14 protein-coding genes and 2 pseudogenes are annotated in these 16,031 nt (G+C 40.0%); 1 reads left to right on the top strand and 15 read right to left on the bottom strand.

Going from position 1 to position 16,031, the window contains the following annotated elements:
* Positions 1-30: 30 nt before the first annotated feature.
* The 3 genes and pseudogenes from AC0VX7_RS11425 to AC0VX7_RS11415 all read right to left on the bottom strand — a co-directional run.
* A complete protein-coding gene (locus AC0VX7_RS11425; protein WP_475427933.1) occupies positions 31-1,566 on the bottom strand; it encodes a DUF4145 domain-containing protein in 1,536 nt (511 codons plus the stop codon).
* A gap of 186 nt (positions 1,567-1,752) precedes the next feature.
* Entirely contained in the window at positions 1,753-2,718 is a 966-nt protein-coding gene (locus AC0VX7_RS11420; protein ID WP_475427932.1) for a quinone oxidoreductase family protein, read from the bottom strand.
* Between the two features lie 159 nt (positions 2,719-2,877).
* Positions 2,878-3,180: pseudogene (locus AC0VX7_RS11415) on the bottom strand (transposase); the annotation flags it as partial.
* Between the two features lie 265 nt (positions 3,181-3,445).
* On the opposite strand from AC0VX7_RS11415, the gene AC0VX7_RS11410 reads away from it, so the two are divergent.
* On the top strand, positions 3,446-3,625 hold the full coding sequence (locus AC0VX7_RS11410) for a hypothetical protein (protein WP_475427931.1): 180 nt from the start codon (positions 3,446-3,448) through the stop codon (positions 3,623-3,625).
* 171 nt (positions 3,626-3,796) lie between these two features.
* On the opposite strand, the gene AC0VX7_RS11405 is transcribed toward AC0VX7_RS11410, so the two are convergent.
* From AC0VX7_RS11405 to ftsZ, 12 genes and pseudogenes are all read right to left on the bottom strand, one after another.
* A complete protein-coding gene (locus tag AC0VX7_RS11405; protein WP_041964159.1) occupies positions 3,797-4,036 on the bottom strand; it encodes a hypothetical protein in 240 nt (79 codons plus the stop codon).
* A gap of 74 nt (positions 4,037-4,110) precedes the next feature.
* Positions 4,111-4,986, bottom strand: coding sequence for a proline iminopeptidase-family hydrolase (locus tag AC0VX7_RS11400; protein ID WP_475427930.1), 876 nt, complete (start codon positions 4,984-4,986; stop codon positions 4,111-4,113).
* A gap of 78 nt (positions 4,987-5,064) precedes the next feature.
* Positions 5,065-5,889 (bottom strand): VanW family protein, encoded by an 825-nt coding sequence (locus AC0VX7_RS11395; RefSeq protein ID WP_475427929.1) that lies wholly within the window; start codon positions 5,887-5,889, stop codon positions 5,065-5,067.
* 156 nt (positions 5,890-6,045) lie between these two features.
* A complete protein-coding gene (locus AC0VX7_RS11390) occupies positions 6,046-7,173 on the bottom strand; it encodes a M14 family zinc carboxypeptidase (RefSeq protein ID WP_475427928.1) in 1,128 nt (375 codons plus the stop codon).
* A 272-nt stretch (positions 7,174-7,445) separates the two neighbouring features.
* Complete coding sequence (locus AC0VX7_RS11385; RefSeq protein WP_475427927.1) at positions 7,446-8,366, bottom strand: DMT family transporter; 921 nt, start codon at positions 8,364-8,366, stop codon at positions 7,446-7,448.
* Between the two features lie 1,073 nt (positions 8,367-9,439).
* Entirely contained in the window at positions 9,440-10,315 is an 876-nt protein-coding gene (locus tag AC0VX7_RS11380) for a phosphotransferase family protein (protein WP_475427926.1), read from the bottom strand.
* A gap of 79 nt (positions 10,316-10,394) precedes the next feature.
* Positions 10,395-10,556, bottom strand: coding sequence for a hypothetical protein (locus AC0VX7_RS11375; RefSeq protein ID WP_475427925.1), 162 nt, complete (start codon positions 10,554-10,556; stop codon positions 10,395-10,397).
* A gap of 739 nt (positions 10,557-11,295) precedes the next feature.
* On the bottom strand, positions 11,296-12,084 hold the full coding sequence (locus AC0VX7_RS11370; protein WP_475427924.1) for a hypothetical protein: 789 nt from the start codon (positions 12,082-12,084) through the stop codon (positions 11,296-11,298).
* Between the two features lie 354 nt (positions 12,085-12,438).
* Positions 12,439-12,918, bottom strand: coding sequence for a hypothetical protein (locus AC0VX7_RS11365; protein WP_475427923.1), 480 nt, complete (start codon positions 12,916-12,918; stop codon positions 12,439-12,441).
* Positions 12,919-12,998: 80 nt separating this feature from the next.
* Positions 12,999-13,691: a hypothetical protein gene (locus AC0VX7_RS11360; RefSeq protein WP_475427922.1), complete on the bottom strand. Its 693-nt coding sequence runs from the start codon at positions 13,689-13,691 to the stop codon at positions 12,999-13,001.
* Between the two features lie 379 nt (positions 13,692-14,070).
* Positions 14,071-14,325: a hypothetical protein gene (locus tag AC0VX7_RS11355; protein WP_475427921.1), complete on the bottom strand. Its 255-nt coding sequence runs from the start codon at positions 14,323-14,325 to the stop codon at positions 14,071-14,073.
* A gap of 448 nt (positions 14,326-14,773) precedes the next feature.
* Positions 14,774-15,739 (bottom strand): annotated as a pseudogene (gene ftsZ / locus AC0VX7_RS11350) (cell division protein FtsZ); the annotation flags it as partial.
* Between the last annotated feature and the right edge of the window lie 292 nt (positions 15,740-16,031).

Here is a 16,031-nt window from a genome sequence, read left to right as displayed (position 1 = left end):
CGTGGCGTCACCACGGCAGTCTGTCGTTTACTATTCACCCTTCAAAAGCGGGATATCCACCTCAACACCCAGTCGAGTCAAAACCTTACTCAATGTCTCAAGCCCAGACTTAGGATTAATCTTCGTTTCTAGATAATATACTTCACCTGTAAGTTGAGACTGATAGGTATGAAGCTGCGTAAATGGCCTTTGATCTGGATGGATCGGCTGGAGGGCAATGGCAAAACGCTTCCCATTATCTGTAGACCCAAGAATGACCCCCGCTTTAACCAGGTCATGCAGTGGCAAACGATTGGCCTCAATCCATTTCAATGCTTCCTTCCAGATCGCTGGAACGCTAGAGCCCTCAATAACTGATTGACCACCATTCAGCTTTACTTTTACATATAAAGATTCCCACTTCTTGAAGCTTTTCCGCTCTGTTGAAGAGTCGTCATCAGCATGCACGGACTTGTCTGTTACCTTTGCCTTCAGCTGGTCGAACAATTTCTCGACAGTCCCTACTCCAACATTGGCATACTTCGCTAAGATCACAAGCTCCATTGGAAGCTGGCCGACTGTATAGATTTGATCTTCATTCAATTGCCTTAACAAACTTGGAATGCCCGTGAATTCCTCAGCAGTTAGCGGAACTTTTTTCAATTCTTCCGTCACCACAATATGACTCGCCTTGTAAAAGAAAAACAGCTCCCCCTGACGCTTCAATGTCAGGTTTCTGCGTACTTTCTCTTCTTCAATGAAGATTCCAAGCTCTTCGAAAAATTGCTCATCATTCTTCTCGTTATAACGCTTTACATTCTTATGCAGACCTTCCAGATCACCTGGCAGCTCGCTCATGATTCGCGCTTCCTGTTCAGCACCAAGACGAATCAGGAAAGTTTCCGATTTATCAAATCGTTGCGGCAAAAGAAACGCATCACGGAGGAAGTAAGGGATATCAAGTGTCCGGCCCTTGTAAGTAATCGTCCTGATTGGCGTAAACCCAGGCGTTTCCTGAACATCAACAGCAGTAGAAGCAACAGCCACTGCTACTTCTTCCCTCGCTGGAGTTTCAGCTTGTTGCGGAGGAGGATTTTTCAACAGATCCTCCAAACCCTTCAACCTGACCTCAAGTTCAGTCATATCAAACGTTTTTTCTGCCTGGGGAGAAGGATCCTGATATTCCGGTACCACTACGTCCACTGGACCGTATACCTCAACATACCATTTCACAATGCTATACAAAGCTTCCCACGATAAAAGCGCCTCAGAAAAGCGGAACATCCTCGCATCGTGTGCCGCCTGGTTCCCCATCCGCCTCACCAAATGCAGCGCGTCGCGAATCTCAGGAATTAAATAACCCTGATCATTAAGCAGATCCAGCCGTTCCTTCAAACCAGTCCTAGCATCCTCTGTAATTCCTTCTTCTTTCGTCACCTGCTGCAGAATATTTTCAATAAACACCCGCGAATGAGTCAGCATCGTTCTTGGGCTGGAAAAGATACTATTTTCTAATTCCTTGGCCAGCAATGCCAATTCCTTTGAAATCGGCTCTAAAAATTGATAAAAATATGTATTTGTACTCATAAATTGGTCCCCCGATTGTAGTCTTCTATGATTTTATCATAATAATCGGCTCTTTTTTGCTTAAACCGTAAATTGGAAGACGCCCTTTTAAGTGTCTGGAATTTATATTGGAGAGGCTATGTTCTAATAGATTGTTGCTATTATAATAAATAAAAGAAGACCCTCTTTAGAGTCTTCTTTTATTCTTTAAACTTTGATTAACACTTTACCTTCATAATTACGGCTTTCAATTAATTTGTGAGCAAGTTTCACATCAGATAAATTGAAGACTTGAGCAATAGGAAGTGTCAATTTTTTAGAAGCAAACATTTCTAAAACTTTTTCTGCGACAGGTGCTAATCGGTCTGGACAATGTTTCCTCGTCGTCCCTAAGCTAAAACCTTTAATGTTTCTACAACTACTATGGACATCGCTTGTTTTAAAAGTACCAGCTTTCCCACTACTATTGCCAAATTGAACAAGTGTCCCATACAGTCCTAAGCATTCAAAACTCTTACTAGAGACGTCACCAGCAACCGAATCAAAGATAACATTAGCCCCAAAATTATTCGTTTCCTTTAATACTTCCTCAACGAATGTATCGTAGGTACAAACAATATTAGCTCCCAATGTTTTTACATAATTTTCTTTAGTTAGATTCCCAACAGTTCCTATTATTCTTTGAACACCAGCTAATTTTGCTAATTGTACGAGCATTGAGCCTACACCACCTGCTGCACTATGTATTACAATCGTATCTGTTTTTTTGACTTGACCGATATCATATAGAAGCATATAGGATAAAATAGAAACCGTTGGCATTGATGCGGCTTGTTCAAACGGTAGACTATCTGGAATTTTAAATACTAATTGCTCATTTGCTACAACATACTCTGCATATGCACCAGATTTCGGGAAGGCTATAACCCGTTCTCCTTTTGAAAAGTTAGATTTAGGAGAGACCTCTTCAATTGTCCCTGAAACATCCAATCCAAGGGTTAAAGGAAATTTACCTTTTCCTTTATTTCCTTTACGCTTTTTTATATCTGCATAATTAACACTTGTATAAGCAACTTTTATCAAAACTTCATTTTCACCTATTATAGGTAAATCAACATCTGAGTAGGTAAGGACACTAGCATCACCAAATTCATTTTGAATTATAGCTTTCATTTTTTTCCCCCTTCCATTCATTTTTAGACTACCATACTTTTATTTGTCTAAAAATTAAATTAATTCAATTGAAGGTTATAAGTTTATCTAATCGGTTAATTCCAATTTTTATTAACCATTTCTAGAAACGAGCTAGAAACCTTTCTTCTCCGATAGTGATTTAGTACCAGACAAAGGGGTGGCGGTCATATCATTAAACGATTTGCCACAATCCTTACAAAGATAACGTTGACGGGCTTTATACGTACCATTTCTTTTAACAGCCATACTTCCACAATGTTCACAGGCTAACCCATTAGATAACCTCTTCTCCCGAATATCTACATTTTTCCAAATAGTGGTAGTAGAATCAGGAAAAAATTCTTCTTTCATAGCAAAGAAAAGCTTTATCTGTTCATCTTTGGTAAGGTATGAAAATTGTTCGTACATATCTAGCCACCTTAAAGGAATCGCTCCAGTCATAATAAGTTCAATTAGTATAACACTATGGTATCCTCAGCAAAAAATTATACGAACATAGCCATTGGAGAAAACCAGCCACTTATTAGCGAAAAAATGATTTTATTAGCGATTTTCACAACTTTATTGTCGAACTGGAAATTGCAATCGAATTTTACCAATTTTTCATTTGGGTTACAAACGATTCCCCACACTATAAAAAAGACATAAAAAACACACTTCATGCGAAACTATATAAAACAAGGATTCATTTCCCAGGAGGATAATTATGCGAAAAGTTATTTGTATCAATAACGAAGGTTTAGAGTTGGAATTCAATGTAGGTCATAAATATGATGTCGATAGAGAGTTTGAAACTACTTATATAGTCACCAACAAACTTGGCAAGAAGCATACCGTTTTTAAAACTCATTTTGAACTAGTTGAAGAATCTGATACGGTGATCTAATTTTTTCTATATTGTTCATAGGGACGGGAGGTGATATTAAAGGTTTTTAATCAATTTCCAAACAATGATCTTCCAATAATCCCCCTCTTCAAGAAACACTTTCTTCACGCACAGCCGATTCTTATAGCCCCCCAACCAAAAAATCCCTCGAGATCTCGAGAGATTTTTTCCTTATGCGTATTGAATTCCTGCGGCTTTAACCTTATTGATATCACCGGAACTGCATGGTGTGACACCGTAAGTCATGCCGCAGCTTGGGCAGTTTGTGATGACCGCTTCCATCGTGAACATTTCACCGCATTCACACGCGATCTGGTGCGCGACGCGTGGCTTTATCTTTTCCTTACCTTTACTCTTCACATGGTCAACAATTGCTTTGCCATCTTCTAATCTAGAACATCCACAGCTCATGAGAAAAACTCCTTTATGACTTAATTAACACTGTTAACATAGCATAAAGGGTTTACGAAGCAGTATAAGAAAAGTCACACCTGGCGATCGACTTTTTTCAAAAAATCACCAATAACCTGCAGATACTCTTCCGGCTCCTCCATATATGGCATATGGGCACTTTTTTCAAAAACATGGAATTCAGACCCTGGCGTCAGCCTTGCATAATACTCTGTGGATTCAGGTGTCGCCTCATCAAACCGGCCACATGTATATAGCGTTGGACACTCGATTTCTCCCAATTGCGGTGTGCAATCGAAAGTCTTTAAATTGCCCTTCACTGTAAATTCGGATGGTCCCCACATCGTTTCATATACGACTGGGTTCTTCATGCCAGCTCCAGCTTTCAGCCATTCCAAATCCGGCACTCCGCGGAAAACGAATTCCTTGTTAAACACCTTGATTGCAGCCTTAAACTCTTCAGAGTCCGTCTCACCGCTTTCTTCACAACGTATGATCGTCTCCTGCACGTCTTCCGGCAGCTTAGCGATATTCCGCTTCTGATCTTCTTCCCACAGCGGAGCACTCAAACACGGACTTGAAAAAATCACGCTCTTCACGCCGCTTGGCTTTGTCAGCACATAAGCTGCCGCCAGAGTCGTACCCCATGAGTGTCCAAGAATATGAACTTCATCAAGCTTTAGCGCCTCACGAACCTGACCGAGCTCCTCAACAAACCGGTCAATATTCCAAAGCGACAGATCATCCGGACGATCCGACTTCCCGCAGCCAAGCTGGTCATACATTACAACAGGCCGATCCTTGCCAAGCGCCTTCAAAGCTTTTAACGAATAAGTCGAAGACCCTGGCCCACCATGTAAAATAACAACAGGGGTCCCTTCCGCGTCTTTATTGTAAATTTCATACCAGACTCTCCCGCCGGTAACCTCCACAAAACCTTCTACGTACATATGTAATCCTCCTAATTAAAACTCTATTTAATCCCCTACACATTTACTAGATCTTTTTTTAAAATACCTTATGTAATCTTAATTAACTTTCTCAGTCTGCTGCTCCAGCAACGGCTCATACATCATTATAGCGTGATTTTCAGTAACAAACTCATCATCGATTTGTATTTTCTCCTTGTTAAATACCTTGCGGTGAATGGTATTATGTCTTACATATCCTCCCCAGTATTCCCGAGTGATTAAATGCTCCCGCTCATACACTTCATACGTTTGGATCGGTTGGGACTCAGACCTCCATTCACCAACTAAATGAGTGTCATTCAAATAAACAACTAATTGATAGGTGTTATTCGTCTCATTTTTAATTTGCAGGTCAAGGTAATTATAAGCACAAGTGGCTCCACTGCCAAAAGGCTGACTTCTTTTGGAATCCGGAAAAACATCGTAGCTATGCCGATATCTTTCTGTAATGGTTAATGGAGTGTGTAAAGTCATCCAATAAATCAAGTTCGATAATTGGCATAGACCTCCGCCAACCCCTGTCGTAACCTTGCCATAATGAAGAATCATACCATCTACATAGCCTTTGCTCTTGGTTGTATTTCCGAGTAACCTCCAATAAGAGAAGGTTTCGCCGGGCCGGATGATCACTTTATTCAGCTTTTGAGTTGCGATTTTGAGATTCTTCACCTTGTTATGCTGTAACCACATATCAACATCCTTCAATTCTCGAAGAAGTAAAGTTTGATGGGTGAAAACCTGATGTTTCAGCGGACGATCTTCTTTTTTCACAGAGAATTTCTTGTTCCCGAAGATCCAATCCAAATATCTTTTGGAACGGTAATACTTTTTCCCAAGATAAATTCTCACAGGGCTTCTTTTAATAGGCTTTAAAGACTCCATACGGCCTCCTTTTAGGTTTGCATCCTTTTTAAAAAAATAAATTCAATACCTAATAAGTTCGCCTCAACAAGGAAATTTCCTTTTTAATAGTGTTTCGGACACAATCAAAAAGAAAGTGTCCCAATCATAAAATTGAGACACTTCCTTACAAAACTATTAGTAGCCGCTGCCAGATCCAACAGGTACAAATCCATTATAATCCGTCATGTACCCTGCAAGAGGATAATACGGGATGTTATACCAGTCTTCTGGATTCACCTTTTCGACTTCTCCAGTTACATAACCGTGCACCAGCGATTTCAATGCCAGGTAATTCTGCTTTGTCAGGTAGCCATTTGATTTTTGCCCAAGGCTTCCATCAGTGGAATTTCCTTTTGTTTCAAAGAATACGGCTGGATGGCTGTGGTTATCCGGGTTCAGATCCTTGTAGTTCAGCCCCATCATCATAGCTGATACAACGCCACCCTTGATATCGATATCGTAGGCTGTTCCTGCTTCTCTATCGATGGCGACCTGGTAGCGGTCAATATGTGTATAGCCATAATCTTTCAAATCATCATAGACATAGGCCATCATCTGCTTTGTGATGTCATTATATCCTGTACCAGGAAGTGTAGGACCATCCGGGGCAAGTGAGATGCCAAGGGAGAACGATGTAGATTCGTCTGTTCCATACACTTGCTTAAATCCCTGATGGTGTAGGTCGATAGCGAAATCTGGCTTAACGTCTGCCCAGTAGGCGTAGACTACTTCTGATTCTGCGGCCTCAAAGCCTTCAAGAGTCCAATCACGGTTTAAGTCGATTAATTTTCCGCTGTCAGTCAATTTCGTATGGCGGATGTTCATTTCTGCTCCATCCGGATTATACATTGGGATGAAATAAAGAGTTGCCTCTTCAAGCACCTTTTCAACATCCTTGTCTCCGCTTTTCGCATACGTTTTTAAAAGCTGAAGAGCTGCTTCGGTAACCAATTTCTCGTTCCCATGGATTTGGGCCTGAATCCAGATTTTTTGAGGGCCTGTCCCCACTTTTGCAACATAAATACTTCTGCCCTGTTCTGACTTTCCATACTGATCAAGGGTCGATACTTCTACCTTTCCCTTGCTGCTTCTCTCGATGTCTTCAAGGATTTTGATCACTTCATTGTAAGAGAGGGTACTGTTAATGTTAGTATTACCATTTGTAGACGGCCCTCCAGGCTGTAGCGCTGCATATGCAGCTGAGCTGAACGCAAGCACAAGGATCAAGGCAGCCGTTGCGATTTTCATTAATCTTTTAACCATTTTATGTATCCCCTTTCCCAAAAGTCGTCGCCCCTTATTTCATCCCTCCTTCTCATACATTTCGGGACGCTAAATAAATGATATAGTAAATTAGCAACATTTTAATAGTGTAAAAAGTATGAATGTTTTGACAATATGAGACAAGCACTTGAATAAGCCTTTAGACCCTTCATCTATTAAAAAAGTCATAGAAACAGTAAAACAGGCACAAAAAAACAGCGAACAAATCGCTGTCTCAAAGTTTATATATTTTTTGCGCTGTCCAGTCAAATCTAACCTTCTTCTGCCAACTGCACTGCTTTCTTTTTCGTAAAAGAAGTAATGAATACCCCAATAAAAACAAGGCAGCCACCAATGATTTGCGGAATGGCAATAACCTCGCCCAGGATAAAAAACGCTGCGACTGTACCAAACACCGGAATTAGGTTCAAAGAAATGGACGCTTTCGATGGTCCAATCAATGCAACTGCACGATTCCATAACAAAAACGAGCATATGGACGGGAAAATTCCTATGTAAAATAAAGCACTCCACTCTGCAAGATTCACTTTACCAACCGGAACGAACGCCAACTCTATAGCCATTGCTGGAATCATCACTATAAAACCAAGCGCCAGCGTAAAACCGAAAATTGCAAGCGATGGCAGCTTCCCGGAAATCTTTTTAATATTAATAGAATATAAAGACCACGAAATTACAGCCAGCACCATAATCAAATCGCCAATATTAAACTGCAAAGCTAGCATCCTCTCAACTGACCCATGCGTGATGACAATCAGCACACCGACCATTGAAATCGCCATCGACACCCAGTACTTCAACTCCATTTTTTCTCCGATCAGAAGAGCTGAAAGCAGGAAAATGAACAGAGGACTAGTACTATTCAATAAAGTTGCATTAATCGCCGTCGTGTAATTGACTGCCCAATAAATCAGCAGATTAAATCCAATTACCCCCGTCACAGCCAGGAATAACAGCAGCTTGAAGTGCTCTCTTAAGGCTGCCCTTTCATGTCTGAACAGCCTGATAATAACCGGAGACATGATCAGGACCCCAATCCCCAGACGGGTGAACGAAATCGTCACCGGCGGCAGCGAATCAGCAAGAAACTTTCCAGCAACCGCATTCCCGCCCCAAAATAACGCAGCACCAACCAGAAGTAAATAAGGTGCGTTTCCAAGCCTCTGGATCAATCTATCCCCCTCCTTGCATTCAACCATTTGTTGATTCTTAACTTTAAATACTCTATTACTTCTGCTCGAATGCAGTAAAGCGGTTTTTTTTGAACCCTGGGATTGCCATGGCGATACTTGACAGCTTTGACCTCTTTCACCTGAAACCTGTCACAATAACGGCTTTTTCTTGACAGCTTTGAGCACTTCCACCTGAAACCTGTCACAATAACAGTGTTTTCTTGACAACTTTGAGCTCTCTCACCTGAAAGCTGTCACAATAACGGTGTTTTCTTGACAGCTTTGGCCTTTTCCACCTGAAACCTGTCACAATAACGGTGTTTTCTTGACAACTTTGGGAGTTCAACCTGAAAAGCTGTCACAATAACGGTGTTTTCTTGAGAGCTTTGGGAATCCAACCTGCAAACCTGTCACAATAACAGCTTTTTCTTGACAGCTTTGTGCTCTTTCACCTGAAACCTGTCACAATAACGGCTTTTTCTTGACAGCTTTGACCTCTTTCACTTGAAACCTGTCACAATAACGGCTTTTTCTTGACAGCTTTGAGCACTTCCACCTGAAACCTGTCACAATAACAGTGTTTTCTTGACAACTTTGAGCTCTCTCACCTGAAAGCTGTCACAATAACGGTGTTTTCTTGACAGCTTTGGCCTCTTCCACCTGAAACCTGTCACAATAACGGTGTTTTCTTGACAACTTTGGGAGTTCAACCTGAAAAGCTGTCACAATAACGGTGTTTTCTTGACAGCTTTGGCCTCTTCCACCTGAAACCTGTCACAATTACGGCTCTTTCTTGACAGCTTTGAGCTCTCTCACCTGAACCTGTCACAATAACAACTTTTTCTTGACAGCTTTGGCCTCTTCCACCTGAAACCTGTCACTATAACATAATTAATGTAATACTCTTCACTCTTTCCATTTATTATATAGTGTATGAATTATATAATTATATCATTTGAAAAGATGTTCCTGCGGAGAATTAATAATTTTATTAAAATGAGAAACGCCGCGTTAACGGCGGCATTTCTCCATCCTGTAAAAATAGGAAAGCTATGATCTGCTCTCCTTCACAACTATCTATAATTCTGAATACCAGCTTCAAAAGCCTGTCGATCGTCATTCTCTATTCCATGCAGTGCTTCCTGCAGGGCGAAGGTACTTTTATAAAAATGAACACGCTTAACTATTTCTTTACCTTTCGGATACTGATCAATACACCTATTAAAAAAATCTTCACCATAACTGGAGAGTAGCCCCGCAAAGTCATACGCGGGGTCCCCTATACCAGAACCACCAAAATCGATGATACCGGAAATTTCACCAGTCACTGAATTCCATAAAATGTTGGAAGCGCCGAAATCCCCATGGATTAAGGCAAGATTCACCTTTGAAAGTGCTTCTCCTTTTAGAAAATCCTCGAACGACTCTGATACACTGATTTGAGATTCCTTACTCATAAAAGGAAACAATTTATCTTGAATTTTTTCATAAAGAGCACTCATTTCCTCCCGAGGATGACGGGCCTCCAAATGTAATTCCCGACTTGCAAAATCTCCAGAAATAGAATGCATGGCTGCAAGAAAAGAAACCAGTTGTGAAGCCAGCCCTCTAAGCTGCTCATCACTCTTGATTTCAAGTAAACTTTTCCTCCACAAAGGATTGCCTTCAATTAATCTATAGCCAGTAAAGACCTTACCCGGCTCTAACTCATCAAAGGACTCGTATATAGGAATCGGGGTGGGCACCTTTACGATATCTTTTATGTATTTTAAAATCTCCGTTTCTCTTCTTAATTGAATGATTCCTTGCTTATATTTAGGAAATCTGAAGACCAGAGATTCATTAACAATAATGACGTCATTATTCTGGCCCATTTCATTAACATAAAAATCGTTAATGATTAAATCATGATGTTCACTTTGTATCTGTTCAATTAACTTATGATTCATTCAAAAGTTCTCCCTTTACACCTATCATAATTCCATCCATAAAAACAATTTCACCTTGCTCTAAGATTCTATTAAAAAATCATGATTCATCATCTTTTGACGGCTTGCTATAATAGTAATTCTTAATGTTATTACCAGAATTATTGCCAAAACCATTTTTCGCTGGTGAAATTAAAAATCCCAAAACAATGCCCATAGAAAATGCCAATGCTGATAAAGTGAATAATTCTCTTTTCCTCATCCTTATCTCCTTAGAATTGTATTTTAATCAAATTTAAAATGAAGCCATAAACCATAATATAAACTTCCTCGTTGCCCTACAGTAATTCACCCAAGAATTAGAATTCAGTACTGCTACTATTCGTTTTTTATATTTGCGAAGAACTCCCCAATATTAAATCCGAGGTGATAGGAACCATACCAGATCCATAGGGTTATGAGTAATGTTAAGAGGATTGGATACCTTTTTTTAATAAATTTTTTTCTAGGACTCTTCATACAGACAGCTCCCTTTTTCAGTAAAATATTTCCATTAAATTGTCGCATAAATTTACCCGATACTCAATATGTAATTTCTTTTCTACTAAAATATTACACTTTTTGAAACATGGCTCTTTATAATTCCCCTCCGAAGGAAAACCATTTTCCTAGACACCCCATTATTTCATAACACATCTATTGTAAAAAAATATTCAATTTTTACTGTAGCTACTTAATTGCAGGGGTTGATATTTTAAATCTCAGCTTATTGGCATTAAATTCGGCATCACAAAATACGGATAACATTCTGGATAAAGATTAGCAATTTCAGCATTGCTCATTAGGTACATTGGGTTTAGAAACTCAGATAAGGAAAGATAAGTCTAAAGCTTATTGAGAACAACAAAAAAAGGAGCAAAATCGCCCCTTACTGGTTTTTCAGTATGTGTTTAAAATCTTTTATTTCGCCTTCGTGCTTAATTGAACAAGCAGCTAGCGTATCAATAACTCTTTGTTGGTCTCCCAATATATCTTTTCAGTTCATCTGTCTTTGTATCAACATGTTTCTCTATTTGTTCAAAAAATGGGCCAAGCCCATTAATCAGATTATCTTTAATACTCGAAACATCCTTTTGCAATACTTTCTGTCCGTGTTTTAGATCGCGGTGTCCATCCTTGAGTTCTTGCTGTCCTCTTTTCAGTACCAGAAATCCATCTTTAAGTTCTTTCTGATCTACATTCAATTCTACAAAACCAACTTTCAGATCTTGCTGCCGTTCTCTCAGTTCCTTGTATCTATTGTTCAGTTCTTTCTGTTCTACATTTAATTCTACAAAACCATCTTTCAGATCTTGCTGCCCTTCTCTCAGTTCCTTGTATCTATTGTTCAGTTCTTTCTGTTCTACATTTAATTCTACAAAACCATCTTTCAGATCTTGCTGTCCTTCTTTCAGTTCCTTGTATCTATTGTTCAGTTCTTTCTGATCTACATTCAATTCTACAAAACCAACTTTCAGATCTTGCTGCCCTTCTCTCAGTTCCTTGTATCTATAGTTCAGTTCTTTCTGTTCTACATTCAATTCTACAAAACCATCTTTCAGCTCTTGCTGACCTTCTCTCAGTTCCTTGTATCTATTGTTCAGTTCTTTCTGTTCTACATTCAATTCTACAAAACCATCTTTCAGCTCTTGCTGTCCTTCTCTCAGTTCCTTGTTTACTTCGTTCAGCTCTTGCTGGCCCGCTTTCAGTTCTTTTAATTCATTCAAAATTAAATTCAAGGTTTCTTCCATTCGGTTTCCCCCCGATCAAAATAAACTATACCATGGTTACGAAGGGAATTTTGGTATGATCTTCTGGATTTGCAAAGGAAGTAACACATAAGATGAATTACCATATTTCAACTATAATTTTATTGTGCAAAAGAGGAATCATTTCTACTTAGTTTTAGGTATGACGTTGGAATCAAGAGAAAAGGTAGATAAATGTGGGAAATGATCTGGTTAGGTACAAGAAGAATTAGTATTTTGTGGCAATAGGAAAAAACTGTCTTCGGGGAATGTGTGAAGTAAATTATGTTTATTACTTAATCATAGGTGCAATTAGTTTACTTAAGAGAAGCCAAAAGTCAGTTTGATTCTATCCCCTTACCGTCTGCTCAATCGCTCGACCTCTGTTTCCACTTTATAGACTCTTTTGTTTAAAACTTCAGTACTAGCATCAAAATGTTCAACAATTTTGTCTGTATATAATCCCAGACTAGCGATAAGATTCTTTTGCAATTTTTCTTGCCCGATTTCCAGTCTTTTCTGACCTTCTTTCAAATCATTTAGATCTGCACGCATAACTTTCAAGTCTTCCATATCTTCACGCATATTTTTCAGATCATTAACATCCGCACGCATCTCTTTCAGCTCACTGACATCCGCACGCATCTCTTTCAGTTCATTGACATCTGCACGCATCTCTTTCAACTCACTGACATCCGCACGCATCTCTTTCAGCTCACTGACATCGGCACGCATCTCTTTTAGCTCACTGACATCCGCACGCATCTCTTTCAGCTCATTGACATCGGCGCGCATATTTTTCATTTCAAACAATATTTGATTTAAAATTTGTTCCATGGTTTTCCCTCCCCTTCAAAAGATCTTATTAAGAATAATAATGCCTTAAGAAATAAAATTTAACAATGTTGCACTGCTTCTCACTTTTTTTCTAAAACATATATACGCTTGTCCATTTCTGTTAATCTGTTGTTCAAATATTCAACTTCAAAATCAGTTTTCTTTTTATTTACTTTTAGGATTCTAATAACGTCCTCAGTTTGAGCTAACTCTATCCTATCTACAGTTGTTTTGACTTCGTGAATGTCTGCATGTACTTGTTTAAGGCTTATATGCATATTCGTTACATCATTTTGAAAGACACTTAGATCTTCTTTAACGTTCGATACATCATTCTGTAAGACACCGAGATCTTTTTTAACGTTCGATACATCATTCTGTAAGACACCGAGATCTTTTTTAACGTTCGTTACATCATTTTGTAAGATACCGAGATCTTTTTTAACGTTCGATACGTCATTCTGTAGGACACCGAGATCTCTTTTAACGTTTGATACATCACTCTTTAAGCCAATAAGATCTTTTTTAACGCTCTTTACATCATTTTGTAAGATACCGAGATCTTTTTTAACGTTCGATACATCATTCTGTAGGACACCGAGATTTTCTTTAACGTTCGATACATCATTCTGTAGGACACCGAGATTTTCTTTAACGTTCGTTACATCATTTTGTAGGGCACCGAGATTTTTTTTAACGTTCGTTACGTCACCTTTTACCTCGCTTAGATCCTTTTGCATGCTCGTTAAAATATCTAGTATTTGCTGTTGCATCACTCTCACCTCCTTGAACATTATTATATATCATCTCCGATTTGGTGTCTCTCACCAGAGGCGCTTTCATATACGAATTTTATGGAGTATCGGTAAATCTCCTTTGCAAAAACTCTTAAGAAAAAGTGCGAATATTCTCCTCCTTAGACTAGATTCTTATTATTAAGATTCCTTACCACAATACACCGAATATATATGAATATTGAGACCATTTTAGAGTTGGTAAAGTAATAGGAACTATAACGAAAGGGTTGAAAATATAATGACTACTTAATATAAGAAATGCAACTAATTGTGGTGGAAGTTCTTTTGTCCAAGCGATGGACTTCGTCAACCTTCGTCCGATGGATAAAAAGATGACACTTGAGACTGAAAAAATTTACACAGTTTGTTTGGATTGCGGAGAAGTTGTTTCGATAAAAATGAAAAATCCAGAGAAATTAATGAAGTAAATCATTGTAGTAGTGTAGAAGCTACTTCTGACAGCTTTGGCCGCAAACACCGATTTCCTGTCCGAACCTGACGCTACTTCTGACAGCTTTGACTGCAACCACCGAATTCCTGTCCGAAGCTGTGGCTGCTTCGAAGCACAAGGTACGTCCCTGCGCTTACGGCACATGAGCCATTGCTCCATAATTCAACCTTCCTTTTAATTAAATCTATAATACGTTAAAAATGCGGAATGAACGTTTGTTTTTACCTATTCAAAAAGGCCAAATCGCAAATGATTTGGCCTTTTGTTCCTTGGATTACCGCCTTCTGCTTCGCTTCCGCAAGAACGATGGAATTTCAAGAGACTCTTCTTGATCCTTTGTACCCCGTTCGTAATTCTCAGACTCTTCGTAGGCAGGCGGCTGGCTGTACTTTCCAGATTGGTTGTAGTTATCGTATTGGCCATTGCCTCCGGATTGGTTGTAGTTACCGGATTGGCCATTGCTGCCGGACTGGTTATAGTTTTGGCCTCGCCCGTAATCCGCCGGTTCTGCATAGGCAACAGCCTCTCGCTGTCTCGACTGAGACTGGTATTGCCCACGGGAATTACCAATCATGTCTCCAGGTCGGCGGGATGTGTTAGACAGCGGAGCTTCCTCCTCATTAGGATCGAAGCCTGTCGCAATCACGGTCACCATGATTTCTTTATCGAGATTTTCATTGATGACCGATCCAAAAATCATGTTAAGCTGGTCATCTGTTGCAGCCGCCACAATGTCGGCCGCTTCCTGGACTTCATACAAACTGAGGTTCATGCCGCCTGTGATGTTCATCAGAACTCCTTTCGCGCCATTGATGCTCGTTTCAAGCAATGGCGAGGAGATGGCTTTTTTGGCAGCTTCGACAGCACGGTCATCGCCTGAAGCTACACCGATGCCCATGAGAGCTGTTCCTTTGTTGGACATGATCGTTTTAACGTCAGCAAAGTCAAGGTTAATCATGCCTGGCACGGCGATCAAGTCGGAAATGCCTTGGACACCCTGCCTGAGGACATTGTCCGCCTCACGGAAGGCTTCAATCATTGGTGTTCTCTTGTCGACGATTTCCAGCAATCGCTCATTTGGAATGATGATTAATGTATTAACGGCTTTCTTCATCTCTTCAATTCCGGCTGCCGCATTTTGTGCCCGCTTGCGGCCTTCAAAAGTGAACGGACGAGTCACCACTCCAATTGTAAGTGCACCAAGTTCGCGTGCGATATGGGCAATCTCCGGCGCAGCTCCGGTCCCGGTTCCGCCGCCCATTCCGGCCGTTACGAACACCATGTCCGCACCTTCCAGGGCATCACTGATCTGCTGTCTGCTTTCTTCGACAGCCTTTCTGCCGATTTCAGGTTTGGCACCAGCGCCCAGGCCCCTGGTCAGCGAACCGCCGATTTGCATCGTGACCTCCGCTTTTGACATGTTAAGAGCCTGCGCATCTGTATTCACAGCAATGAATTCCACTCCCTGTACGCCGTCCTCAATCATTCGGTTCACAGCATTATTCCCTCCGCCGCCAACCCCAATTACTTTTATAGTGGCAAATTGATCGATATTGTTTTCAAATTCTAACATTTACAGTCCCCCTAATTAGCTTCAGACATTGCCCCCTATTTATCTCTATACCTATAAAATTCGACACCGACTTCGAAATCCTGTCTTTTCTAGTGATTTGTTAACGAACTGTAATTTTAGAGTAAAAAAGTGTCATTCTTTTTCGAAAATAATTGTTAGAGGGAAACATATTTTGATTATTTTTTGGTGACAATAAATCATTATGGCATTTATCGTATTTCTACAGAAGATTCCCTCTCCAATCACGCGAAGGGCTTCTAGCCCATCGATAAGGGAATAGGCAAATAAGGAG

The organism is Mesobacillus sp. QJM3NY_10, from assembly GCF_056173465.1.
The sequence above is the reverse complement of the archived record's forward strand: the minus strand, read 5'-3'. Positions and strand labels throughout refer to the sequence as shown.

Bases quoted from the DNA above. Each gene is read 5' to 3' on its own strand.
- AC0VX7_RS11425 (WP_475427933.1), bottom strand. From the start codon at position 1,566: ATGAGTACAAATACATATTTTTATCAATTTTTAGAGCCGATTTCAAAG.
- AC0VX7_RS11420 (WP_475427932.1), bottom strand. From the start codon at position 2,718: ATGAAAGCTATAATTCAAAATGAATTTGGTGATGCTAGTGTCCTTACC.
- AC0VX7_RS11410 (WP_475427931.1), top strand. From the start codon at position 3,446: ATGCGAAAAGTTATTTGTATCAATAACGAAGGTTTAGAGTTGGAATTC.
- AC0VX7_RS11405 (WP_041964159.1), bottom strand. From the start codon at position 4,036: ATGAGCTGTGGATGTTCTAGATTAGAAGATGGCAAAGCAATTGTTGAC.
- AC0VX7_RS11400 (WP_475427930.1), bottom strand. From the start codon at position 4,986: ATGTACGTAGAAGGTTTTGTGGAGGTTACCGGCGGGAGAGTCTGGTAT.
- AC0VX7_RS11395 (WP_475427929.1), bottom strand. From the start codon at position 5,889: ATGGAGTCTTTAAAGCCTATTAAAAGAAGCCCTGTGAGAATTTATCTT.
- AC0VX7_RS11390 (WP_475427928.1), bottom strand. From the start codon at position 7,173: ATGGTTAAAAGATTAATGAAAATCGCAACGGCTGCCTTGATCCTTGTG.
- AC0VX7_RS11380 (WP_475427926.1), bottom strand. From the start codon at position 10,315: ATGAATCATAAGTTAATTGAACAGATACAAAGTGAACATCATGATTTA.
- AC0VX7_RS11375 (WP_475427925.1), bottom strand. From the start codon at position 10,556: ATGAGGAAAAGAGAATTATTCACTTTATCAGCATTGGCATTTTCTATG.
- AC0VX7_RS11370 (WP_475427924.1), bottom strand. From the start codon at position 12,084: ATGGAAGAAACCTTGAATTTAATTTTGAATGAATTAAAAGAACTGAAA.
- AC0VX7_RS11365 (WP_475427923.1), bottom strand. From the start codon at position 12,918: ATGGAACAAATTTTAAATCAAATATTGTTTGAAATGAAAAATATGCGC.
- AC0VX7_RS11360 (WP_475427922.1), bottom strand. From the start codon at position 13,691: ATGCAACAGCAAATACTAGATATTTTAACGAGCATGCAAAAGGATCTA.
- AC0VX7_RS11355 (WP_475427921.1), bottom strand. From the start codon at position 14,325: ATGGAGCAATGGCTCATGTGCCGTAAGCGCAGGGACGTACCTTGTGCT.